General features: G+C 42.9%; 23 protein-coding genes. 6 read left to right on the top strand and 17 right to left on the bottom strand.

Annotated features, from left to right (window positions below; genetic code table 11):
• Nucleotides 1-45: 45 nt before the first annotated feature.
• Together ICN45_RS04485 and ICN45_RS04490 are read right to left on the bottom strand one after the other, a co-directional pair.
• Entirely contained in the window at nucleotides 46-474 is a 429-nt protein-coding gene (locus tag ICN45_RS04485) for a DUF2244 domain-containing protein (RefSeq protein WP_216173691.1), read from the bottom strand.
• Between the two features lie 33 nt (nucleotides 475-507).
• Nucleotides 508-657: a hypothetical protein gene (locus ICN45_RS04490; protein ID WP_216173693.1), complete on the bottom strand. Its 150-nt coding sequence runs from the start codon at nucleotides 655-657 to the stop codon at nucleotides 508-510.
• 133 nt (nucleotides 658-790) lie between these two features.
• Between ICN45_RS04490 and ICN45_RS04495 the strand changes: the two genes are divergently transcribed.
• The 4 genes from ICN45_RS04495 (at nucleotide 791) to ICN45_RS04510 (ending at nucleotide 3,025) form a co-directional block, all read left to right on the top strand.
• The gene (locus tag ICN45_RS04495) at nucleotides 791-1,435 is read left to right on the top strand and encodes an LON peptidase substrate-binding domain-containing protein (protein WP_216173695.1); all 645 of its coding nucleotides are present in this window, start codon (nucleotides 791-793) and stop codon (nucleotides 1,433-1,435) included.
• Between the two features lie 4 nt (nucleotides 1,436-1,439).
• Nucleotides 1,440-2,300 (top strand): oxygenase MpaB family protein, encoded by an 861-nt coding sequence (locus ICN45_RS04500; RefSeq protein WP_216173697.1) that lies wholly within the window; start codon nucleotides 1,440-1,442, stop codon nucleotides 2,298-2,300.
• Between the two features lie 45 nt (nucleotides 2,301-2,345).
• Entirely contained in the window at nucleotides 2,346-2,516 is a 171-nt protein-coding gene (locus tag ICN45_RS10505) for a DUF4149 domain-containing protein (RefSeq protein WP_369411477.1), read from the top strand.
• Nucleotides 2,517-2,692: 176 nt separating this feature from the next.
• Complete coding sequence (locus ICN45_RS04510) at nucleotides 2,693-3,025, top strand: hypothetical protein (protein WP_216173700.1); 333 nt, start codon at nucleotides 2,693-2,695, stop codon at nucleotides 3,023-3,025.
• On the opposite strand, the gene ICN45_RS04515 is transcribed toward ICN45_RS04510, so the two are convergent.
• The 3 genes from ICN45_RS04515 to ICN45_RS04525 form a co-directional block, all read right to left on the bottom strand.
• A complete protein-coding gene (locus ICN45_RS04515) occupies nucleotides 3,009-3,188 on the bottom strand; it encodes a hypothetical protein (protein ID WP_216173702.1) in 180 nt (59 codons plus the stop codon). The two genes, ICN45_RS04510 and ICN45_RS04515, sit on opposite strands and share 17 nt — an antisense overlap.
• Nucleotides 3,189-3,250: 62 nt before the next feature.
• Nucleotides 3,251-3,865 (bottom strand): alternative oxidase, encoded by a 615-nt coding sequence (locus tag ICN45_RS04520; protein ID WP_216173705.1) that lies wholly within the window; start codon nucleotides 3,863-3,865, stop codon nucleotides 3,251-3,253.
• A 396-nt stretch (nucleotides 3,866-4,261) separates the two neighbouring features.
• Nucleotides 4,262-4,804, bottom strand: coding sequence for a TIGR00645 family protein (locus ICN45_RS04525; RefSeq protein WP_216173707.1), 543 nt, complete (start codon nucleotides 4,802-4,804; stop codon nucleotides 4,262-4,264).
• A 376-nt stretch (nucleotides 4,805-5,180) separates the two neighbouring features.
• Between ICN45_RS04525 and ICN45_RS04530 the strand changes: the two genes are divergently transcribed.
• Nucleotides 5,181-6,794 (top strand): FMN-binding glutamate synthase family protein, encoded by a 1,614-nt coding sequence (locus ICN45_RS04530; protein WP_216173710.1) that lies wholly within the window; start codon nucleotides 5,181-5,183, stop codon nucleotides 6,792-6,794.
• A 155-nt stretch (nucleotides 6,795-6,949) separates the two neighbouring features.
• Here the strand turns inward: ICN45_RS04530 and ICN45_RS04535 are convergent, their stop codons facing one another.
• The 10 genes from ICN45_RS04535 to ICN45_RS04580 all read right to left on the bottom strand — a co-directional run bounded on the left by ICN45_RS04535 (nucleotide 6,950) and on the right by ICN45_RS04580 (nucleotide 20,271).
• Nucleotides 6,950-7,171 carry a hypothetical protein gene (locus ICN45_RS04535; protein WP_216173713.1) on the bottom strand — a complete coding sequence of 74 codons (222 nt, stop codon included), beginning with the start codon at nucleotides 7,169-7,171 and terminating at the stop codon, nucleotides 6,950-6,952.
• 54 nt (nucleotides 7,172-7,225) lie between these two features.
• Nucleotides 7,226-8,587, bottom strand: coding sequence for a KUP/HAK/KT family potassium transporter (locus ICN45_RS04540; RefSeq protein ID WP_216173716.1), 1,362 nt, complete (start codon nucleotides 8,585-8,587; stop codon nucleotides 7,226-7,228).
• 154 nt (nucleotides 8,588-8,741) lie between these two features.
• Nucleotides 8,742-9,245 (bottom strand): hypothetical protein, encoded by a 504-nt coding sequence (locus ICN45_RS04545; RefSeq protein ID WP_216173718.1) that lies wholly within the window; start codon nucleotides 9,243-9,245, stop codon nucleotides 8,742-8,744.
• Nucleotides 9,246-9,711: 466 nt separating this feature from the next.
• The gene (locus ICN45_RS04550) at nucleotides 9,712-11,121 is read right to left on the bottom strand and encodes a TAXI family TRAP transporter solute-binding subunit (RefSeq protein WP_216173721.1); all 1,410 of its coding nucleotides are present in this window, start codon (nucleotides 11,119-11,121) and stop codon (nucleotides 9,712-9,714) included.
• A gap of 287 nt (nucleotides 11,122-11,408) precedes the next feature.
• On the bottom strand, nucleotides 11,409-14,531 hold the full coding sequence (locus ICN45_RS04555; RefSeq protein WP_216173723.1) for an efflux RND transporter permease subunit: 3,123 nt from the start codon (nucleotides 14,529-14,531) through the stop codon (nucleotides 11,409-11,411).
• Nucleotides 14,532-14,533: 2 nt separating this feature from the next.
• Nucleotides 14,534-15,784 (bottom strand): efflux RND transporter periplasmic adaptor subunit, encoded by a 1,251-nt coding sequence (locus ICN45_RS04560; protein WP_216173726.1) that lies wholly within the window; start codon nucleotides 15,782-15,784, stop codon nucleotides 14,534-14,536.
• Nucleotides 15,781-17,433 (bottom strand): efflux transporter outer membrane subunit, encoded by a 1,653-nt coding sequence (locus tag ICN45_RS04565; protein ID WP_255531091.1) that lies wholly within the window; start codon nucleotides 17,431-17,433, stop codon nucleotides 15,781-15,783. Before ICN45_RS04565 ends, ICN45_RS04560 begins: the two co-directional genes overlap by 4 nt.
• Before the next feature lie 76 nt (nucleotides 17,434-17,509).
• The gene (locus ICN45_RS04570) at nucleotides 17,510-18,292 is read right to left on the bottom strand and encodes a 3-hydroxybutyrate dehydrogenase (protein WP_216173732.1); all 783 of its coding nucleotides are present in this window, start codon (nucleotides 18,290-18,292) and stop codon (nucleotides 17,510-17,512) included.
• Nucleotides 18,293-18,325: 33 nt separating this feature from the next.
• On the bottom strand, nucleotides 18,326-19,069 hold the full coding sequence (locus tag ICN45_RS04575; protein ID WP_216173735.1) for an acetoacetate decarboxylase: 744 nt from the start codon (nucleotides 19,067-19,069) through the stop codon (nucleotides 18,326-18,328).
• Nucleotides 19,066-20,271, bottom strand: a complete 1,206-nt coding sequence (locus ICN45_RS04580; RefSeq protein ID WP_216173738.1) for a DUF3734 domain-containing protein — start codon at nucleotides 20,269-20,271, stop codon at nucleotides 19,066-19,068. The genes ICN45_RS04575 and ICN45_RS04580 overlap by 4 nt, the downstream gene beginning before the upstream one ends.
• A gap of 336 nt (nucleotides 20,272-20,607) precedes the next feature.
• On the opposite strand from ICN45_RS04580, the gene ICN45_RS04585 reads away from it, so the two are divergent.
• Nucleotides 20,608-21,831 (top strand): c-type cytochrome, encoded by a 1,224-nt coding sequence (locus ICN45_RS04585; RefSeq protein ID WP_216173741.1) that lies wholly within the window; start codon nucleotides 20,608-20,610, stop codon nucleotides 21,829-21,831.
• A 312-nt stretch (nucleotides 21,832-22,143) separates the two neighbouring features.
• Here ICN45_RS04585 and ICN45_RS04590 read toward each other — a convergent pair whose 3' ends face one another.
• Nucleotides 22,144-22,548: a hypothetical protein gene (locus ICN45_RS04590; protein WP_216173743.1), complete on the bottom strand. Its 405-nt coding sequence runs from the start codon at nucleotides 22,546-22,548 to the stop codon at nucleotides 22,144-22,146.
• Between the two features lie 615 nt (nucleotides 22,549-23,163).
• Nucleotides 23,164-23,706: a PqiC family protein gene (locus ICN45_RS04595; protein ID WP_216173746.1), complete on the bottom strand. Its 543-nt coding sequence runs from the start codon at nucleotides 23,704-23,706 to the stop codon at nucleotides 23,164-23,166.
• Between the last annotated feature and the right edge of the window lie 29 nt (nucleotides 23,707-23,735).

Consider the following 23,735-nt stretch of genomic DNA (forward strand, 5'->3'; position numbering starts at 1 on the left):
ATTAACCCTTTTTATTTCATGGTTGAAGCGCCTAAGGATACCCAATCATCCTAGGCAAACCCGCACTTGCGCTAGCAATGCAATTTGCTGCTCATGCCTTACAAACTGGCCGAGCTCAACCCGTAAGTTGGATTGGCTGATATGAAAGGTTTTTGAACCCTCAATCGGTAACTCAATTTTTGCCCATTGGGTGTTAAATTCATAAACGGTTTCTTTGTAGCCAATAAATTTTTTGACCATCAAACGCTTGCCTTCAATCTCAATCGTTTCACAATCTAGTGCATGTCTACTGTAGATTAAAAAGCCAGTCGTTACTGCCAGTAATTCAAGGGTTGTAAAAATCGGGATAACCCACACCCCAGCTAAAAGGAAGCCGATTGCTACGGTCAGCGAGAGGCAGACTAAAACAATATAAAACTGCAGAAGCTGCTTAGGGGTCAGAGCGCAGTTTCTGCGCATTTGCCAACGTTTCATGCTCATGTCGACGGCCCGAGAATAATGGGGTGCTTATTTAATCTGGTTGCGCTCTTGAGCTTTAGCCAACTGGTCAGCACTTCTTTGTTGAAAATCGACCATATTGTGATAACCCATTTGGTAGCAGGGGCAATGCTTACCCAGAATCCAGCGCGCAAGCTTGACACGTAGTTTTTGAATCATTTGAATCTCCTAGTATTTAGCTTCCAATGTAAACGGAAACGCGGTTTGGTGTTGGCTACGAGAAAAAACAGTGGGGGTATTTGGCTCTCATTGGGCATCAGCAAAGATGGGATAAATCCATTACATTGAACAGATGACTAAATCCACCCCTACCGTCCGCCAAATTCCTTTATTTCCCCTAGGCACCGTTCTATTTCCAGATGGCGTGATTGCTCTGAAGATTTTTGAGGCTCGCTATCTCGACATGATTAAGCAATGCTTACGAGAAAAGACCGAATTTGGCGTTGTAAGCATTATTAAAAACCCAGAGGTGATTGAAGAAGATCTGTCCCGCTCCTTTTCCAACATTGGCACATTAGCCCAAATTGAGGACTTTGACCCTATCCAGCCCGCACTGTATATGACCAAGTCATTTGGCACGCAGCGCTTTACCTTATTGAGTAGCAAACAAGAAGCTAGTGGACTTTGGATTGGCGAGGTGACGCTTTTAGAAAATGACCCCTTTACCTTAATTCCGCAAGAGCATCAAAAGGTGGCTCAGCTTTTAGATCAAATCATTACAGTTATTCAAAGTGAAGATCTTTTAGGGGATGCACCTTTTAAGAAACCATTTAAGGTAGATGATTGTGGCTGGGTTTCCAATCGACTAGCCGAGCTCTTGCCAATCTCCTTAGCCCAAAAGAATCACTTGCTGGCGCAAACTAATCCTAGAATCAGACTCGATCTCATTACCGAAATCATTGAAGATGACGATTTAAGAAAACTCATGATGCATTAATGCCATGCTAGATGAGCTCATTCGTAAAACGATTCGAGAAATGGTGGGGGGCAGCGGTCCTCCCGTAGCGTTTTTAGCTCCAAAAGGAGATAGGGGCTTATTTGGTCCGGAGTCCATAGCCTGGAAAGTGCATGCCGACTTCATCTCTATGATGATTGGCGGAATTAGCTCACTAATCCTACAAGCCCTTCATCCACAAGCGCTAGCAGGGGTCTGGGATCACTCTAGTTTTAGGGAGGATCTCAAAGGTAGATTAGGGAGAACAGCATTTTTTATAGCTGCTACTACCTATGGCTCTGAAGAGATGGCTAATAATATTATTAAAAAGGTGAATCAAATCCATACCAAGATTACTGGCTTGGATGAGTTTGGTAAACCTTACTCAGCTACTGATCCCCATTTACTAGCATGGGTACACCTCACTGAGACTCGTAGCTTCATGAGTGCTTATGAAGGCTATCGCAAAGAGCAGTTCAGTCCTCAAGATAAAGACCGATACTTTCTAGAGATGACCTTACTTGGCAATAAGATGGGTGCTGTAGATTTGCCAATCACTTATGCTGGTACGAGTGAGGCTATCAAAAGCTATATCCCAGAGCTTTATTTTGGCGAGCGTGCCCAAAGTATTCTGAATTTACTAGAAAACTTTCCAAGTAATCTCACAGCAAAACCCTTTATTAAGCTCATTAGCCGCGCTGGTATTTTGAACCTTCCCGACTGGGTCTACCCCTTGATTCATAAACCAACCCCAAGCCATCTAGAGCGCTTAGCAGTCAAAATGAGTATTGATTTAATTGCAATGCCTGTACGTGAGGCCCTTAAAGATGGGGTGGCCGCCCACTCATTTCGTAGAGTCTACGGATAATGGATTAAGAAAGTGATCATGATTACGAGTTACTTAATATCTGGCATGGTTGGCATCATACTATTTTTCACAGTCGTTGTAGCACCTACAGTTTTTAAGGTGCTTCCAATCGAATGGTCTAGTAAATACGTGAGAAATTTTTTCCCTAAATATTACGCAAGCTTAGGCTTAATCACTGCTGTCTGCGTTTTTACAGCGCCTGAATTGCTGAGCTAAATCTTGCTTGCAATCTGCGCTGTACTTTTTGGATTCACCCTCTTTTACCTCACAGGGAAAATAAATAACGCTAAAGACAATGGCAACACTAAGCAGTTCCATTGGCTCCATGGGGCTAGCGTTGTTATTAATTTTTTTCAGCTAGCTGTGTTTATCTATCTCCTGGCAAAACTATCATGAATATACGAAATCACTTTACTTTAGTAACGCTGTCACTAGCCGCATTGAGTGTTGCTTCTGCTCAGACCAATTCTAATAAGCAACTAAGTCCGAGCTACTTAGAGAGCTGCATTCAAAATCAAGTCCAGCAACATCAGAAGTTGAAAGCAATTTCTCCAGAGGATTTTCGGCCCTATTGCGAGTGCACATCCAAGCAGTTACTCAATAATTTGAATTCTTCGCAATTGGATGAATTAAATAACAGCAACAAAAGACCTCCATGGCTCAAGCCGGCAGAGGACTCTGCAAGCAAGGCATGCCTTAAACCTGCTCCTACAACTCAGGTTTAGTCTTGTCTGTACTTGGATTCTGAATTGGGGATGGGATAGGTTTCATATTTAAGCTGGGTGCAGCCATCTTTTCACCATCCCATACTTGGCCACACCAGCATTCTCCAGCATCATTAATGATGCAAACACCGGAGCCACAGCAACGCTTATCTGGAGTCTTCATTTTTAAACCTTCATAAACTCTACTAGCAGTCCCGCCCTCTTTAGGCGCTGATACCGATAATCTTACGACTTTTGGTCGTAGTCGCTGGCAAATTGGTGATTGGTATCCCGATGATGCGCTTCATCATTACGGACAGCAATCACAACATCTCTGAGGGTTGCATTGGATTCCAATTTCCAATAGTCAATGGCGATCTTTGGGGCTGGCACATTGGCTATACGTCCCTCATCAATTTCTTTAAGATATTCAGTATAGGAATAAACTGCCTCCTCCTCAAAATAGCCGACTATGCGATGGGCTGTTCTTGGAAAAAATACATAAACGATAAAAAAGAAATTCCAGAAAATAGCCTGTGCAATCAAGACAAGGTAACGCTCAAATATATTGGGCTTAGCAATCTCAATGAAAGTCATTAAATGCATTCTTTCATTCTCAGCCTCTGCTAAAAGCGTACGAATCTTTGGTCCATAGCCGGCCTTCATGGAACGCAGGCTTGTTAAATGAGTCCACATTCCAGCAACCATTCCAGGAACTCCTGCAACCGTTTCAAGAACAACAGCTCGGTGTCCGTAGCGTTTCTTAAAAAAGGTATCAGCAAAAAACCGCATGCCTTTGGTGAAAAAGAGCGCAATTCGATCAGAAAACTCAATGGGTGTGTAGTGGACGGGCTGGTTCATAGAATTAACTTTAAATGATTCTCTGATTTTATGCCCGCAGGGGAATTAGACCCCCTTAATTTACCTATTAGGATAGGGTTCTTGCCCCACTCGCAGTAATGTAATTTTGATTAAGTAGGCTCGCCGTTGAAGATGCATAGAGAATGCCGACACACCGAGGGGCAGAGAAAGAAAAACAACTGAGGAATTTCTCCCTAAGCTGTTGATTTCAATGTTACGCCACTAGGACTTAAGCGTGGAACTAAAGAATGATGAGCGCAGATGTCCAAAATGCCCGCTCTATCACTTAGGGCGCATGACTGCTGGAGAACAATTTCGTAATGCCTAAAGCGCGTTAGTAGATATCTGGATGAGATTGTTGAAAGAATGCATCTCAGCCCCTTAGATGACTTATCTTTATTGATGCTTATGAGCTGAAGTCACTAGCTTTTCTGTATAGGCTATAGCAACTGCTGAAAGTACAAAGGTAATGTGGATGATGGTTTGCCACATGAGCGTTTTTTCATCATAGGATGCCGCATTGATGAAAGTCTTAAGCAAATGGATAGATGAAATACCAATGATGGCGGTGGCCAGCTTTACTTTGAGTACACCCGCATTTACATGAGATAACCACTCGGGCTGATCGGGATGATTCTCTAATTCCAAACGAGAGACAAATGTTTCCCATCCGCCAACAATGACCATCACTAGCAGGTTAGAGATCATCACCACATCGATTAATCCTAAGACCACCAGCATGAGCGCGGTTTCAGTCATACTCTTATCCGCCATCATGCTAACCAGATGGACGAGCTCTAACCAAAATTGCCAAACATATACCCCTTGGGCAACAATCAGACCAATATAGAGGGGTGCCTGCAACCAGCGGGACATAAAAATCCAACGCGGCAAGGGGCGTAATTTTCTATCTAGGAAGGTTTGTTTATCTTCAGTCATGCTCTTATCTTAACGAGATTTACGACATTTTTCTGAGATATAAATACGCATTAACTAAAGGGGATTTATGGCACAGCTAACAATTACCCCCGCCAAGGAATGAGGAATCCGTAATTTCCTTGATTAATGTTCGTAAAGTAGATCAGCATATTGACACCATCTTTAGACCTGCCAAAGACGATACACCCCTCGAAGAGACTATCTCCTTAGACAGCAAGCAGATTTTGAACCCTCACAGCTACCCTGAAATATGACAACTTCATTACAAGTTATTTAATGTCGTTTAAAAATCATTAAAAGCACTGACTCCACATTAAAAGACTCTAGATCTGACACATTTCTTTTGTATGATTGTCATATAAATTGCAAGGAAAATATGACACGTTACTTCGTCTGGCAATTATCCATAGTACTAAGCGTCTATTTTAGCTTCTTACTTATTCTAGATGGTTCCATAGTTAAAATTTGGCTTGCATTTTTTGCCTTTACAGCTTTAGGTCTAGTTGGTTTTATGGACCTGGTACAAAAAAAGCATTCGATCTTACGTAATTACCCAGTCATTGGACATTTAAGATTTTGGCTTGAATTTATTCGCCCCGAAGTGCGTCAGTACTTTCTGGAGTCGGATGGTGAGAAATTACCGTTTTCACGAAATCAACGAGCTTTGGTGTATCAGCGCTCAAAAAATTTATCTGACCAACGTCCTTTCGGAACAATTGAAAATGTCTATTCAAATGGGCATGAGTGGCTTAGCTATTCGAATGCACCATCGCAAATAGCAATCAATCCTAATAACTTGCGAGTGAGTATTGGAAATCAGAATTGTGCGCAACCTTACTCAATCTCTGTTTTTAATATTTCAGCGATGAGTTTTGGGTCCTTGTCGGCCAATGCAATTCTTGCATTAAACAAAGGGGCAAAATTAGGTGGTTTTGCTCAGGATACAGGTGAGGGATCAGTATCCAAATATCACAAAGTTCATGACGGTGATCTGATATGGGAGATCGGATCTGGTTACTTTGGTTGTCGATTTGATGATGGGCGGTTTGACCTCGAGAAGTTCATTCAAGTTGCAGCTGACCCACAAATTAAAATGATTGAAATTAAATTATCTCAGGGTGCAAAACCAGGTCACGGTGGAATTTTGCCGGCAGCCAAGATTACTGCAGAAATTGCCCATACCCGTGGAGTACCTATGGGAGTGGATTGTATTTCGCCTAGTCGGCATACCGCTTTTAATAATCCCATTGAAATGCTCGAATTCATTACTACCTTGAGGGAAAAATCCAATGGCAAGCCAGTTGGCATCAAGTTGTGCGTTGGAAAACCAGACGATTGGTTTGCTATTCTTAAAGCAATGATTGAAACAAGATTAGCTCCAGATTTTATTGTTGTTGATGGTAGCGAGGGGGGAACTGGGGCAGCCCCTGTTGAATTTATTGACCATATTGGGATGCCAATGCGGGATAGCCTGCGCTTAATTCATACGACATTGATTGCAGCAAATCTTCGAGATAGAGTCCAGATTGGCGCTGCAGGAAAAATTATTTCTGCATTTGACATTGTCAGGGTATGCTCAATAGGTGCTGATTGGTGCAATTCTGCCAGGGGTTTTATGTTTGCTATTGGGTGTATTCAATCAAGGACTTGTAATACGGATAAGTGTCCTACTGGCGTAGCAACCCAGAATCCATTAAGACAAAGGGCTCTTGACCCGGAGGATAAAGGTCAACGCGTTTATCACTTTCATCACAATACACTTCATGCACTTTCAGAAATTCTGATGGCGGCAGGCTTGAATCATACCTCAGAGCTAAATCCAGATTACATCATGAAGCGAGATGAAAATAGTATAGTTCAGCCATTCTCAAAGAATCTTATGCACATGGAAGCTGGCTCACTAATGGAGCAATCTCCAGAATTGGCATTTAATGGTGATCATTGCTATTTGGCAAGTGCCTGGAGAAGGGCTAACCCAAGATTTTGGTAGAAATTGCCTACATACTTTTTAGTACACCCAGAGTTACTTAAAGTAACGCTCAAAAAAATACCAACCCGAAGGTTGGTATTTTCATTTCTGGTGGGCTCACCAGGACTTGAACCTGGGACCAAAGGATTATGATAGCAGACATCCAAGATAGACCCTTATAAAAAGGGGGTCTGCGGGTGGTCAGTGTCGGTGTGCAAGCAAATGTGTAAGCAAATTCGTGGAGATATCTCAAAAATTGCATTGGAGTCAAAGCCTTTGGGGCGAGCCTTGATCATTTCATGCGCATTGAGTGGGTGAGTCTTACGTAACGCTTTCCCTACCTCAATACTTGATGAATGCTTTAAGTCAGCGCCATCTATTTTCTTGGTTTTACTCATCGGGTTATTTTTGCACTTCATATAACAATATTCCACCCCATGAGGGCGACAAGACTATAACTGCTCTTTCTTAGGACTCAAAAATACTACTGCCATAAAGATAACCAACACCACGCTCATACCCAAGGGAAACCATCCACCATCCATAAACTTCGTTGCGTTAGATGTAAAGAAGGCTAAGTCGATCAATATGAAGAAAATGGCGACTATCGTCACTAAAAATACGTTCCAGCGTGCAATCTTAATTGCAACATACATTCCGAGAAAATCTGTTAACACCATTGTTCCAGTCACAGCAATACCATAAGCCGTCGCTAATGCATTAGATGATTTAAAAAATAGAACAGCAATCACTACCATGACAAGCAACATGAGATTGATGGTGGGGACATAAATTTGACCGGCATGATGCGTAGAGGTTTGCACTACACGCATCTTGGGCCAAAACCCCAAGTCGATAGCCTGCTTCGTGATTGAGAACGCTCCTGAAATCACTGCTTGAGAGGCGATAATCGTTGCCAATGTTGCAAAAATTACGAAGGCAATATGAAACGAAGCTGGCGCCATCAGATAAAAGAGCTGACTAAGCGACTCTGGTGACTTGAGTAGTAAAGCGCCTTGCCCAAAATAATTTAGTGCTAAAGCAGGCAAAACAAAACCAACCCATGCCAGCTGAATTGGTTTGGAACCGAAGTGGCCCATATCCGCGTACAAGGCTTCCGCCCCCGTAACGCATAAGACCACTGCACCTAGAGCAAAGAATGGGAGAAGGCCGTTATTGGAGACAAATTCTTGCGCGTAAATCGGATTCATTGCAAGTAACACTTGTGGATTTTCTAAGATATTTAAGAAACCTAGCACACCGATTAAGACAAACCATACGACCATTACCGGACCAAATAAAATACCAATCTTTGCCGTGCCAAATCGTTGCCCCAAAAACAATACCACCAGAATAGTCAGGGCAACAGGTATCACGTAAGGTTTTAATGAAGGAGAGATTACCTCCATCCCCTCAACCGCAGACAGAACTGAGATTGCTGGGGTAATCACCCCATCTCCATAAAAGAAAGCTGCGCCCAATAACCCAGCAAAGATTAATAGTCCTTTGATAATAGGTCTTCCATGAGATCGATCGAGCAGTTTTCTGACCAAACAAAGGATTCCACCCTCACCCTTATGATTAGCACGCATCACAATGAGCACATACTTGACAGTAACAATCATCACAAGGCACCAAAAAAATAGTGACAAGACGCCAAGAACGTTAGCTTCAGAGATTGGAACTGCATGCAGGCCTGGACTGAAGGCCTGCTCAAACGCATAAAGCGGACTGGTACCTATATCACCGTAAACGATACCCAATGCAGCTAATACTAAGGAGTAGATTTTTTGATTTGATGGATTTGCCTGCATTTAGGACCAGATTTTAAATAGTCATTTAAATTCGCGGATAAAATTCAAGTTCACAATAATGCATATTTCAGAAAAAGAAAATAGGCCACTGAGTCACCTAGCAGAATAGCTTTGGTGGCGACTATATAGCCTCTCTATGAACCCCCTAAAACCATTAATCTCGATTTCGGCTTGCTAAAAGATGGGCTTCCAAATCTCTTTCGCCAGCGAGGTGCTTTAGGATGCCATAAACAATATAGGGCATGATAATCAACCAGTACATAAAAAATACGGCTAATCCATGCTTAATATCATCCTCAAAAAAATTGAGGATAGATTCTAAGAAGGGCTTATAGTAAAACAAGCCCTCCAAACCTATCGAAAAAAGCCGAAATAACATGACGAGTATGGATACTCCAGTAGTGCGAAAGAGAATTGCCAAATAGACTGAATGTTTTAATATCAACTCCGTTGGCAGAATCAATTCGGCCATTGTTAAGAATCTAGCTAACAGCACAGCCTGAAAAATAGCGAATCCATACCCTCTCACCGCAGAAGGCTCTAAGTGCAACGCTGCCTCGTTATAAAAAGTCAGCGCACAAAACCAGACCGAGAAATATAAAGCTGAAATAAGCCAGTTTTTAAATAAGGCATTTACTTGTTGAAAAAATCGATTCATTTAGATTTTCTTAGATATACTAATTTTAGTAAGTATATTATCTCCAAGGCCGAAAGTAGTCACTGAGCGCTTATAAAACAGGGGCAACAAGTAGTTGATTGCTCCAAGCTAGAGCCAAATATCTTTAGTGGCGATATTAGCTACATACCGACTACACATCAATGAAAAATGACCTAGCGCTCTCACACTAAGTCATTGATATTGCTGGTGGGCCCACCAGGACTTGAACCTGGGACCAAAGGATTATGAGAGCAGACCCTTTCATTTACCATTAGTAATATTTTGACTATTTTCTAGGATATGTAACTAAATATCTACCAACCTCATTACCCATGTCCAAAACTATTATTTTCGATACAGAAGCTACAGGCATGAAAGAACCCCTATTAATAGAAGCTGCTTGGGTTGAGATGGGTTAATGGTAAATAAAAAAGAGGCGTCTGGGTCTCTTTTTTATTTGAACAAATCATTTCAGAATGACATCTTCGCTGACTACCTGATAAGGTTGAACACCCCGATTAAGGCAGCTACGAACAAAGTCTATGCTGGTCCGCAAGGAGTAATAAGAACTAATCAAGCTCCTAGGAACCTGGATTTTGAGAGCCTCATATTCCAGCAAGTCTAATTTCTTCAGATAGACATCTCTGACTTCTGGCAAAAAATTTTCAGTGAGCTCTTCTTCGTACATCCTTAGAGTAGCGTAGAGCGCAGCAATTTTTCGCTGCATCCGCTTATTACGATATCCCGGCAACATCAATAGCATTGGATACGACAAGGCCAAGAATGGCAAAAATACGAAAGCTAAGCGATTAATTAACTCTGCTAACCAAAACGGAAAATAAAGCATCAATAATGGTGAACTATTTTTTTCATAATGCAAAGCCACGGGGCTTTCTGGGAGCGCTAAATTTTTAAAGGAGGGGAATTCGCCTTGCCTGGCAAAGAAACTGGCCTTTCCATTAATTTCGCGTGCCGCTTCTAAAAATAAAAACTGTAGTGCTGGATGCATTTTGTCATCAATCAACAGATTAGTTGTTGAGGCCAACAGCGTGATGTCGGTTGCAGGGAAGTTGCGTCCCAGACTAAATCCACCCTCTGGGACATCCAGGATATGTAAGTATGGCATCGAACGTATTAGTGCCTTAGCCCGTGGAAATCCCGCTAGATGCAGATTTGGATCTGCCAATAATTTCTGTACGACAGGCGCATCATAACTTTCTACGATGATCGCAGCATCTATTTCCCCTTTTTCTAAAGCTTCGGCGGACTGTAAGTTGGAGAGATGAACAAAATTGGGGCCTTCATCGAATCCATTGGCCTTTAGTAAAAGCATGGTCTGAGCATAAGAAGCGCTACCTTTTTCACCCACAGATAATCTGGACTTTAAAAAATATTGGGTGGTCGCCTTCATGTTCTGAAAATCCTGTTGCTTCAGCTCAGGACCACGATAAAAGAACCAAATCGGCAAATAATTAATTGCGCCCAATGACTCTACCCCCGGAGCATCATGCGGATGGAATGTACCTGACTGCACAAAGGCAACTTGCACTGGATCCTTGCGGTCGACTAAATGAGTGATATTTTCCGCGGTACCTTTGGTCGGAAGTAGCTCAAGAACAATGCCTTTTTTCTCAAAAAAGGTAGCGTACTTCTTTCCTAAAATCTCATTCACTCCACCAGGCGGTCCGGTTGCAATCACTACCCGCCTTGGGGGCGGTGGATCGGCATACCACCAGACCCCTATTAACACCAATAATATAATGAGTAATATGAGCCATGCCTCCCGCAAAAACAGTAGGAAGTCATCCCTCTTTTCCAGGGCTGTCTCATAGATACCTAGGCAGGATTCTTTGATGTCTTGTGTGATACTTCCCATGGAGGGCCAATTAGTAAATATGTCAAAACTTAATGATAATAGGCTTACTAAATTTTAATAGTTACGTTATTAAAGTCACATACAAAACAACAGGTTATGCCTGCTGAATTTGTTTGTATAACTTTTGTGTCACTAGCTTGATAACATGGCATTTAGACGACAACTAGAAAACAGCACCAATCTTCGGGTGTCATGCATTCGTAAACTGAATTCGTCGAATTAAGCGAACCCACCCCACTCTATTGCCATTATGACTTTCTTATCAAGCTTTGCTTATTTCTATCTTTCTACGATGCCTTTTTCTTTGCCCTGTTCTCAAAAAAGGTTTCAATTTCTACGAAAAAAATAGGTACCAGTGCCACTGCTAAACAGGTCGAAGCAATCATGCCACTAAAGACTGTGACCCCGAGAGAGACCCGCGATGCGGCTCCTGCTCCAGAAGCAAATATTAAGGGCATGACACCTAGGATAAATGCAATCGATGTCATCGTAATTGCTCTAAAACGCACCTTAGATGCCTCTAATGCAGATTCAACCAAACTCATTCCTTTTTCCTTGCACTCGAGCGCAACCTCCACAATCAAGATGGAGTTTTTACAAGAAAGTGCAATCATTAAGACCAAACCAATCTGCACATAGATGTTGTTGGGTATGCCAGTGAGCGTGAGCGCTAGTACGGGTCCCGATAAAGAAAGAGGAACAGCGGTCAAAACCGACAATGGAGCAACCCAAGTTTCATATTGAGCAGCTAAAACAAGGTAGACCAATAAGATCGACAGTCCAAAGATCAAGATCACGGTATTGCCTACCAAATTTTCTTGATAGGACATCCCCTCCCACTGAAAGGCAATACCATCGGGCAGCGTTTCTGTGGCTAGTTTTTCCAAAGCTTGCATGACCTGCCCTGAGCTATAACCCTCATTTGCAGCACCTAAAACGGCAGCTGACGGGTATAGCTGGAACTGATTTACAAACGGAGGTCCGTTGACTTCTTCAATGTCGATAAAAGATCCTAGGGGGACCATATCGCCGATCTTATTTCTGACATACAAACGACTTATCTGATCCTGAGTCATCCGGTACTTCCCATCAGCCTGCACATATACCTGATAGGTTTGACCGTACTTAAAGAATTGATTGACGTAGGTGGAGCCAACATAGGACTGCAACACATCATAGGCATCCCCAATCGCAACACCTACCGTTTCAGCACGGCCAACATTGAATGTAAGCTTAAGTTGGGGAGCATCATTTTGAAATGGCGTAAAGGCCGTCATGACCTCTGGAAATTTTTGCGCTTCACTAATAAATTGCTTCGTGGCCGCATCCAATTTTGTAAAATTATTACTGCCATCAGTCAACATGAGTCTCATTGAGAAGCCTCCGGAAAGGCCAAGACCTGGAATAGCGGGTGGTAAAAGTACAACAGATTTGAGCTCTTGCACCTGCTTCAAACCTTCATTCATCGCGATATAGATATCGCGTAAGCCCTCACCTTTGCCACGTTCATCCCAAGGCTTCAGAATGACATAGAGTCCCCCCGAATTCGACTGAACAGTACTGTTGTTGATTAGATTCATACCGCCAATGACTACTGACCGGTCAACGCCAGGGATCTTTTCCAGAACTGCAACCACTTTTTTCATCCCCTCTTCGGTTCTTTCCAAGGATGCAGCGTCAGGCAAGGTCACTGAAACGAGTAGATAACCTTGATCCTCGTTTGGAATAAATCCCGAAGGTGTGAGAGAAAGACCAATGAGAGATGTAGCAATGACCGCAGTGCCAAATAAGACTGCCTTTTTACGATTGTCCATCAACTTATGTAGTTGACGCTCATACCAAGTAGCGAGGCGATTAAAGTATTCATCAAACTTTTGATAAAACTTATTTTTGACCTTATTTGGATCAACGGGCTTTAAATACTGCGCAGATTGAGTTGGCTTTAAAGTAATTGCATTAATACCGCTAATTAATGCGGTAGCTGCAATCACCAAAGCAAATTGGCGGTACATTTGGCCAGTGATGCCTGAAATAAAGGAAGCAGGAATAAACACTGCCATCAACACCAAGGTAATTCCAATAATGGGAGCCATTAATTGGGTCATGGCATCAATTGCACCTTGCCTAGGAGCTTCACCATCTTCAATTTTCTTGGAGACCGCCTCAACCACCACAATCGCATCGTCGACCACAATACCAATACACAACACAATCGCAAACAAGGTCATGAGGTTAATCGAAAAACTCAATGCTGCCATAGCGGCAAAGGCACCAATAATCGTGACGGGCACAGTCGTAGCGGGCACTAAGGTAGCCCGCCAGTTTTGCAGGAATATTAAAATCACAATTAAAACTAAGATACCGGCTTCATAAAGGGTTTTATACACTTCACTAATAGATGCCTGTACAAACATGGTGGTGTCAAACGGAATATCCCAAGAAACCCCCTTGGGAAGTGTCTTAGCGATTTTTTCCATCTCCCCTCGAACAGCTTGAGCTACTGCTAAAGCATTAGCACCTGGCATTTGATATATGGCTATTCCGCCCGCGGGACTCTCATCGATTTTAAAGATCTGGGTGTAGTTTTGGCTGCCCATTTCAATTCTGGCAATATCCCGTAAATAGGTAATATCGGATTTACTGCCCGTCTTCACAACGATTCTGCCAAACTGCTCTGGCGTCGTCATGGCACTGGTCACATTCAGTGTTAATTGGAAATCTTGGCCAAGCGGTGTAGGGGGTGATCCTGTCTGACCTGCAGTCAGTAATATGTTTTGTTTATTAATCATGGCGATTACATCGCTTGGCACAAGATTGCGCATCTTCATCTGAGCAGGATCTAGCCATATCCGCATACTGTAATTTCCCACACCAAACACATTGGCTGCTGCTACACCAGGTATGCGAGCTAAGCGCTGTTGTAATTGGAGGTTTGCAAGATTACTTAAAAATAATCCATCATGCTCAGGATTGGTAGAGGTCAGGGTGACAAACTGCAAAATCGCCGTGGACTGTGTTTTAGTGGTGACTCCCTGCTTTTGAACGGCTTGCGGCAGTGCAGGCAGCGCGATTGCTACTCGGTTCTGCACGTTCACTTGAGCGATGTCAGGATCGGTGCCCACTTGAAACGTGACGGTCAGCGTGTAATTACCAGTATCCGTAGAAGACGACTCCATATAGAGCATGCCTTCCACACCATTTACCTGAGTTTCAATATTGCTGGCTACCAATTGCTGTACCAAAGTAGCACTGGCGCCAGGATAGCTCGTGGTGACCTGAATGGTGGGCGGTACGATGTTCGGGTATTGCGAAATCGGCAAGCCAAAAATAGAGACTCCGCCGATCAGCACCATCAGCAGCGCAATCACATTGGCCATTACTGGCCGTTCGATAAAAAATTTAGAGAGCATGATTATTTGAGGATCATTGCTTCAAGCGTTACCGCTTTGGGATTAGTCACTTGGTTGACGCTCAAATTAATGAAGCCATTAATTACCACTTGGCTTGAGGCAGTCAAGCCTTCCGTAACTTCAACATACTTTTCGAAACGCTGTCCAAGCTTAATCGGCTGACGTTGCGCCCGCTTTGCTTCATCTAAGACATAAACATAATCTCCCACTTGATCATTCAAGGTGGCAGTTACAGGAACCAATAAAGCCTGTCTTGGTTTGCCATATTGCGCCATGACACGCGCATACAGGCCAGGTATTAATGTACTGTCCTCATTTTTGAAGATGCCTCGTAACTGCAGGGATCCGGTTTCTGTGGAGATTAAATTGGCCGCATAATCAAGGACTCCTTCATGAGGATAGCCTTTATCATTTTGTAGCCCAGCAAACACTGGCAAGGTATTCACATTAGACTTCTTATCTGCATTTTTATCGATTTCCTCAAACTTCAAGAAATCACGCTCATTGACTGAGAAATAAACGTATATAGGTGAAATCTGTTGGATCGTTGCCAACTTCACCCCTTTTGAAGTGGTGTCTAAATACGTGCCGACGTCTAATAAGTGCCGACCCATTAGTCCATCAAATGGCGCTCTAATTTCGGTATAGCCTAAATTGATCTTTGCGAGCGTTAAGCTCGCCTCGGACTGCTGATACTGGGATAAAGCTTTGTCTACAGCTGCTTGAGAGGTCGCGTTTTCTTTCAGCAACGATTTTTGACGCCCATATTCTATTTTTGCTTCGTCGTAAATAGCCTTTTTAAAATTCACTTCTTGGATATATTGGTCCTGTTCAATCACAAACAACAGATCACCCTTTTTCACCATGGCGCCATCTGCAAACCCAATTTTGGTGAGGTAGCCTTTAACTCGGGCATCTAGGTTGACGGTAAGAAAAGGATCAACCACGCCATCAGAAGTGGCAAAACTGCGGATTTCCTGAGAGAGTGGCAGGGCGGTAGTGACTGGTATTGGTGGTTTTGTCGTAGTTTTACCGCAGGATTTAAGGAAGATCAGAGCAATGATTGCAATCAATACGACGATGGCTATGCCAATAGTCCTTGGTGACAGCTTCTTTTTCAGGAACGGGATATCAACTGTACTTAACTTTGTTAACAGAGCATTCCAACGTGACAATAATGAAGTCCACAAAGGCCGCAGATGGCCCCATAGTTCCGTTAGTAAAAGTTTGGCTTTTAGTAAGAGGTCTTTCATGGCGCAGCACTTCCCTGAGTCGGTGTTGTTGATTTCATTGGCGTTACCCCTTCAGCGGGTAGCGATTGATTTGGCAAAACTAGCTTGCCAGCTTGAACATTAAACGGTTCACCAGTCTTTGTGAGTACCTTACCCCAATCTGTTCGGTCGGTCATCTCGGCAACCATCACATCAGGTAATTTAGGCGGCGTCATTTCCGCAGACCAGCCGCCACCGAGCGACTTAAATGCGCCAACATAGCCAACCAGCTCATTCGATTTGGTTTGCACTAAAGAGTTTTGTATGCTCAATAAGGATTGCTGAGCAATAATCACCGTGTTGTAGTCATTTTGACCTGCTATGTAGCGTCCTAAGGCCATATCAGCGGCACTCTTAGCAGCAATCACGGCGCGGCTGTAATCCTCTACAGCACTTTTCGAGGTTGAAATCGCCACTAGCGAATCCTCAACCTCTTTTTGCGCATTCAAGACCAGATTTTGATACGCCAAAATACTTTGCTGAAACACAGCATCCTGGACACGCACCTGATCTACCAATGCGCCTCGATAAAACAACGGTAAATAAAGTCCTGCGGAAATGCCGGTGGTGTTATTACTCCAGCTAAATAAACTTCCTGGGCTCGTGCCGCCAAAATTTGAGGTTGCATAACCAAAGGTACCGCCTAGGGTAAAAGTGGGATACAGCAAGGCCTTATTGACACCTATCAAAGCAGATTGGGATGCTGCAAAAAATTCTGCTTGCAGGATATCTGGACGACGACGCAATAAATCTCTTGGCATCCCCACACCTAATTCATTGGGTGGCTTGAGTGAGCCCTTGGTATTACCATACTTCTTTTCATAGTAATCGGGTGGCTCACCCAATAAAATGCTCATTGCATTTTGTGTTTTCTTGAGGTTAGCGATCAAAGCGGGGATCTGCGCTTTGGTCTGCTCATATTGCGCCTGAGCCTGACTGAGATCCAACATTGATGTTGCACCATATTTAAAACGAGCGCCTGCAATCCGTAAACTTTCCTTTTGCAGGGCAAGATTCGCATTGGCGACTGCAATTAACTCCTCATTGTTGCGAATATTAATATAGGTATTCGCGACATCCGCAGTTAAAGACACATCCGCTGAATAAAAAGCAGCCACACTAGATAAATACGAATTTAAAGAGCTTTCAATACCTCGCCTAGCCTTACCCCAAAAATCCAACTCCCAATTGAGTTGCACTACGACGTTATTAAAGGTTAAATTACTTGGGCTATTGGTAATTTCTTGCAAATTACTATTACGGGTACTGGCAGTAGAACCACTCAATGCAACTGTTGGTAAGATAGCTGCATCACTCACACCGAGTTGCGCTTGTAGCTGATAGATTCTTAAAGCAGTTTGTTGCAGCGAGAGGTTTTGAGCAGCAGCCTCTTTAAGCAAGGCGTTGAGTGTTGGGTCATTAAAACTCTTCCACCACTCCACTGGATCCAGAATTTTATTCGAGTTTTCACCCAATGATTCCGTAAATTCGGTTTGCGTTGTGGTCTGATATCGGTCCACTGCCTTCGACGCTGGCCTTGTAAAATCAGGGCCCACCATAAAACAACCCGCCAGCAAACCAGTGCTGGCGAGAAGGGTTACTGAGAGCCTTAAATTTCTAGGCAACGGCATATAGCGGATCAACCATTAAATACAAAATGACAATTTAGTTTAGTTGGGTATTCATTAAATAAAAGCGCAACACACCTTACTGCATAAACCACCCATGACTGACAAGAATCGATTGACCAGTGATGGCATTGGTCTCGAATCCAGCGAGGAATACTACTGTGTTTGCTACATCGTCAACAGTAGTAAATTCTCCATCAACGGTTTCTTTTAGCATCACATTTTTTACTACATCCGCTTCACTAATGCCCAGCTCTTTTGCTTGCTCAGGTATCTGTTTTTCAACCAAAGGTGTCATCACAAACCCAGGGCAAACCACATTGGCACGCACCTTTCTTGGGCCGCCTTCTTTAGCAACCGTTTTACACAAACCAAGCAAGCCATGTTTCGCAGTCACATAGGCCGCTTTTAGTTTGGATGCCTCATGCGAGTGAGCTGAGCCCATATAAATGATTGACCCGCCTCTGCCACTGTCATACATATGCTTGATTGCAGCCTTGGTGGTGAGAAATGCGCCGTCCAAATGAATTGCCATCATTTTTTTCCACTCAGCAAAGGGATAATCCTCGATGGGGTGAACAATTTGAATGCCGGCATTGGATACGAGCACATCAATACTGCCTAGCTTTTTTACCGTTTCATCGATGCCTGCATTCACCATCTCTTCATTAGTCACATCCATGGCGATAGCAATTGCCTTACCACCACCCTGGTTAATCTCATCTGCAACTTTTTGAGCATCTGTTAAATTGAGATCGGCAATCACAACGGCCGCGCCCGCTGCTGATAACTTGATGGCACATTCCTTACCAATACCGCTGGCAGATCCAGTAATCAGGGCAACTTTATTTTTTAAAGACATTCTTATCTCCGGGAAAAATGAAAAGGGATTGGATTAAGCTAGGTAATCAAAAGCAACTTCACCCAAACCCAGGGTGAGATCACACATGAGGTGTTTTGCAGCAACAACTTCAAGCACTGGTAAATCGGCTATGGGCGCTAATGCATGGTGAAATAATTCTAATCTTGCAGGGCCAGTCCAGGCACCATGAACCGTGACATTTTGACTAAAATAGCGCACTAACTCACAAATTCTAGGTGTGCCGTCTACGTGGGGAATAATTTTGAGCAAGTAACCAGGGGTTTCGGAAAGCTTTTTTTGCTCTTGAGCAATATCCAAGGTTTGAAATTTAAAACCCATGGTTCCTGTGGCGACTCTGATGGGGCCGTAATCCAAAGTACCCACCAACGTATCCGACTCGATTCTTAATTTAGGAAATGCCAGCTTCTTCGGAAATCCCCATAACTCTCTTCCCCCAGCAATAGGTGCCAAGTCATCCAAAAACATCATATGGGTATAACTAGCAGGTTTACCGTCAGCATCAATGACATTGATTACTTGACCACTTTCGGTGTAATCGCCAAAACCAGAAGAATCGGGCATTTTAATAAATTCAAAACTGACCAACGGATCGTTCACTGTCAAAGGCTCAGGAACGATTGCTCTTAAGGCGTCTAGGTCCGTTCTATAAGTGATGATGAAGAATTCCCGATTGACAAAGTGGTAAGGACCCCTTGGGTAGGCGGGACTGACAAAAGGCATCGAATAGGCATTTTTGCGAATGTCTGCAATCTTCATTTCTTTTTCCTGTTTAAAGTATTGTCGGTTTTTTGGGCTCTGTGAAAATCATATTCCTTATAGTTTTCTCCATCGGGAGGTAACTCGAGACACTGTGGATTTGAAAGCGTTTCGAGAATATCTTTAAGCCCTGCCTCCCAATGCATTTGCATCGTCTCAAAACTAAATTGGTAATCCTTGAAGTGACCTTCGCTAGGTTTATCTTGATAAATCAACTGGATATAATTAACTTTTCTTGAATACGCTTCACGTTGTAATTCGGAGAACCACGGGTCCTGGTTCTTAACAGAGTCGGGTACATGCTCCAAAGTATCTGATAAGAATTTGCGCAATTTTTGCTTTTCTTTAATACTATTGGTACCACTACGTGTTCTGCTGGAGTATTGAATATCTTTCTGTCGCTCCATCACCTCAAAAATATTCGTCGGAAGCTCGCCCGCGGCACTCCATAAATCAATCTGAAAAACGAGAGAATCTTCTAAAGATAGGTTGTTAAGGGTGTAAATATGTTCAAGGGGTGTATTGGACACACATCCACCATCCCAATAAAATTCGCCATCGATTTCAACCGCGGGAAATCCGGGTGGAAGTGATCCCGAAGCCAGAAAATGCTTAGGCCCTAACTTCATCTCGGTATTATCAAAATAAACAAAATTTCCAGTTCGTACATTTGTCGCACCCACTGAAACTCGCATAGATTTGTGGTCATTAATTCTGTCAAAATCACAAAATTTTTCAAGAGTTACAATCATGGGGGAGGTGTCGTAAAAGCTAACGTCAGCTGGACTGCCTAAACCAGGTGCAAAAGGTTTAGGTACAAAAAAGTTTTGTTGACCGCCCATAATTGCATTGGATGCTGCAGCTGACCCAAACATTTTTTCAATATAAGTGTTATCGAGCATATGCATACCGATTGGGCTAGCTGCATACATCTTGTCAGCAAACATCAAAAACTGGGCTAGTGGAGATGGATTGCGGCAAATGGTTTCCCAAAACCCTTTTAATTTTTCTACACGATCTTTTGGGGCATTTCCAGCTATGACGGCGCAATTGAGTGACCCAATTGAAACCCCAGCTAGTGCATTGGGATGAATACCTTTTTTATTCAAACCTTCAAGTACCCCAGCTTGATACGACCCTAATGCGCCCCCTCCCTGCAGAACAAGACCAATTCGAGGATATGGGAGATTGAGATCTTTCATGTGGATTTAAATTCCTTATCAGACCTCCCGCCATAAACATAACCTAGGGGGCTTTCTTTAGGAAGGAGTCTTGGGTTTAGCTAAGATGCGAAAAATTAGAATGATAATTTATAATTATTACTTATGTCAAAAAGATGACAGCGGTTCATGAAGGATCGCCTTTGTAGTGGCCGTTTCAATTAGGCCTTAGGGGTATCCTGCACTAAGTTAGTGCAAAGAAAATTCAATCAATTTACAATAATGAAATAACCATGTTATAAATTTGGGTATAGTTTTTACATAGTTTTAACTAGAAATTAAGATCAAATTATTTTAAATATCGTAAGGGTCAGTTCAATGATCGGCACTTTATCTACTTTTGTCAGCAGATTCAAAAGTCCTTTTTTTTGTGCAGTGGTTGCATTCTCCTCTGTTAATGCCCTTGCTAATGATGCTGTAAAAGACGGCGCCTATTTAGCTATCGCAGGAGATTGCGTTTCTTGCCATACCGCACCAGGTGGTAAACCCTTTGCTGGTGGCCTCAAAATGTCCAACCAATTTGGCTACATGCTGACACCAAATATTACGCCAGACATGGAAACCGGTATCGGCGCCTACACCAAAGATGATTTTTTTCGCGTCTTGCATAACGGAGTAAACAAAAAGGGTCAGGATCTTTATCCTTTTATGCCATTTGAAGCCTATACCAAAGTCACCAGAGCAGATTCAGACAAAATTTATGATTACTTGAGATCCCTACCAGCAGTTTCTAATAAGGTTGTAGTCAATAATCTGGACTTCCCATTCAATATTCGCACCAGCATGATTGTGTGGCGTGAATTATTTTTTAGAGCAGGTGTTTATAAACTGGATCCTGCTCAATCTGCTGTATGGAATCGCGGGGCTTATTTAGTCGAAGGCCTAGGTCATTGCAGCTCTTGCCACTCCCCTCGTAACTTAATGGGAGCCATTAAAAACTCGAAGGCTTACACAGGCTCTGTGATTGATGGCTGGTACGCCCTGAACATCACCTCAAATCCATTGACAGGTCTCGGTAAGTGGTCAGCGGAAGATATTGCAAGCTACTTAAAAACAGGTTCTTTCAAGGATAAAACCAGCGTATTAGGTCCAATGACGGAAGTAGTTCACAACAGCACTAGCAAAATGACGGATGCTGATTTATTAGCGATGGGCACTTACCTCAAAACTATCCCCGCTAGCTCCAAGCTCTCTGAGGATCGTAAAAAAGTGGATGCAACGCATCTTCAGGGCGCCAAGCTATATATCGATAATTGCAGCGGCTGTCATCAGTCCTCCGGTAGAGGGATCACGAATGTTATTCCGCCGCTCGCCGGAAACCCGGTAGTCATGGCTGAAAAACCAGACAACATTATTAAGGTCATGATTGATGGTATCAAGCAACGCGATGGTTACATTGCGATGCCGTCTTATGCAGCCAACTTAAACAATGAAGAGATTTTGGAGATTTCAAATTACATAAGAGCAAGCTGGGGCAATGGTGCTGATCCTAATGTGACGAAGTCTTTAGTGGAAAGTATTAGAAAGAATTCGGCCCCCTGATGGGGCATGGTGTTACCAGTATGTTGTTAATTTCATAATTATTTGGAGATTTCATTCAATAGAACCTTATTGGTTCTATCAGTTTCAGCACTAAGCCTGTTAGCCGCCTGTGTCATACGGCAAAAATACAACAATTTGGATCAATCTTACCAATGCGATGAAGTGCAAATTCGCCAACTGCATGGTGAGCTGCGCATTACTGCTTGAGCTGCGTACTGTGCTTGCTCATAAAAAAACCCCCTTGGTTAGACTTGATGTCCAACTTATGGGGGTCAGTTCATTTGGGTAGTTTTATTGATCAGATATTTCAGCTTACTTAATTAAATCCAAGAACTGCACATTGTTGTTGATATTCCCAAAAGAAGCTGAGTCATATGAGAAATTGCCATTTGTGGTGAACAAGAACATATAGGTTTTCATAGGGCCATCGCCACCTGATTTCTCTTTTGCATTGACATCGCAAACCACCATCCAACCAAACTTTGGAGTCTCAAAAGCTAGCGCCCTAGCCCAAGCTTTACGTGGAGGTGAGCATTCTTTTTTTGCCATATCGGGGTTATTCATAGCAGACTTAAGGTAAGTATTAACCTCTTTATCCACTGCTGCTTGATTGGGTTGAGGTGGAAATTTGGCTTGTGCAATTTCCTGTTGAGTCACGGGGGCAGCGCAAGCGGCCAATGCCAATGCTGCAATGAGACTTAGTAATTTGGTTTTCATGAGGCTTCCTTTTTCTCTAAATAAGTTGATTGGGCACTAATTTAGCAAATCTTAAACGAAGATAGTTAAAAAATCTCTTGGTGAGTCCACTAGGACTTGAGCCATATATCTATTGGGGTCTAGCGGTTATATTTTCTACCCACCGACTACACATTAAAGAAAAATGACTTAGGAATTTCTCCCTAAGTCGTTGATTTCATTGGTGGGCCCACCAGGACTTGAACCTGGGACCAAAGGATTATGAGAGCAGAAGCCGTGAGTAGACCCATATAAACAGGGGGTCTGCGGGTTGTCAGTCTCGGTGTTCAAGCAAATGTGTAAGCAAATTCATGGATTTAAAGAAAGTGGTCTCTCGGTCTTTGGTTTTCAAAACCAAAGGATTTTTGGAACAATCATCTAACACTTCGTTGCTCCAAAGTACTTTGGGTGAGTAAGCGTTACTTTAAGTAACGCTTACTTTTCTGGACGGCAGCTAACGACCTTGATTTCAACCCGTCGATGTAACAGTTAGGGCAAAACGTTTTGCTGGTGTTTTTGTTTCATCATTATTCCTTAAGCAATTTGTTATGAAGATATATGAATACATTACTTTCAATAAATCCAGTGATTCGCTTACTAACGGCGCATCAATTGCGTAATTTCTCCGCCAACCCTTGCAAAAGCTTTACTTTGCGCAGCAACAAGAGCATCAAGCCCGGGACCGCTTGTCGCTTCACTAACTAAAGAGCGACCCATGATGGTTTGGGATTTAGGTGCTGTATCTGAATTAGGGTTGGCATTTTTTACTAGCGCTTTATTTTTATCGCTGGCTGGTTTAATGGTCCACAATACATCGACCACTACACCAGAATCAAGGCTACTCTCTATGTTTTGCACATCAAGCAAGATTTGATAATCAAAATTAGTCGAGGTACTATCTGAAAAACTCCACACATTAGGAGTGCCTAAGTCACGCGCTAGACTTGCACTAACTACCCGTGCAATATCACCTTTCAAGGATCCAGCCCAACGCTGATACTCATAAATCTGTACCTCATTACCGCTACTTTGCACGACCAATTGCGGGCGGTCCATTCTTTCGGGAACACTCACTGGACCAACCATCAGACGAATTTTGCCATCCGCCTCCGACATCGTTGGGATAGGAGCTGAACTCATTTTGTAATAGGATGTTTTTGGTGAACTGC

The sequence above is a fragment of the Polynucleobacter alcilacus genome, assembly GCF_018881545.1.
GTDB classification, from domain to species: domain Bacteria; phylum Pseudomonadota; class Gammaproteobacteria; order Burkholderiales; family Burkholderiaceae; genus Polynucleobacter; species Polynucleobacter alcilacus.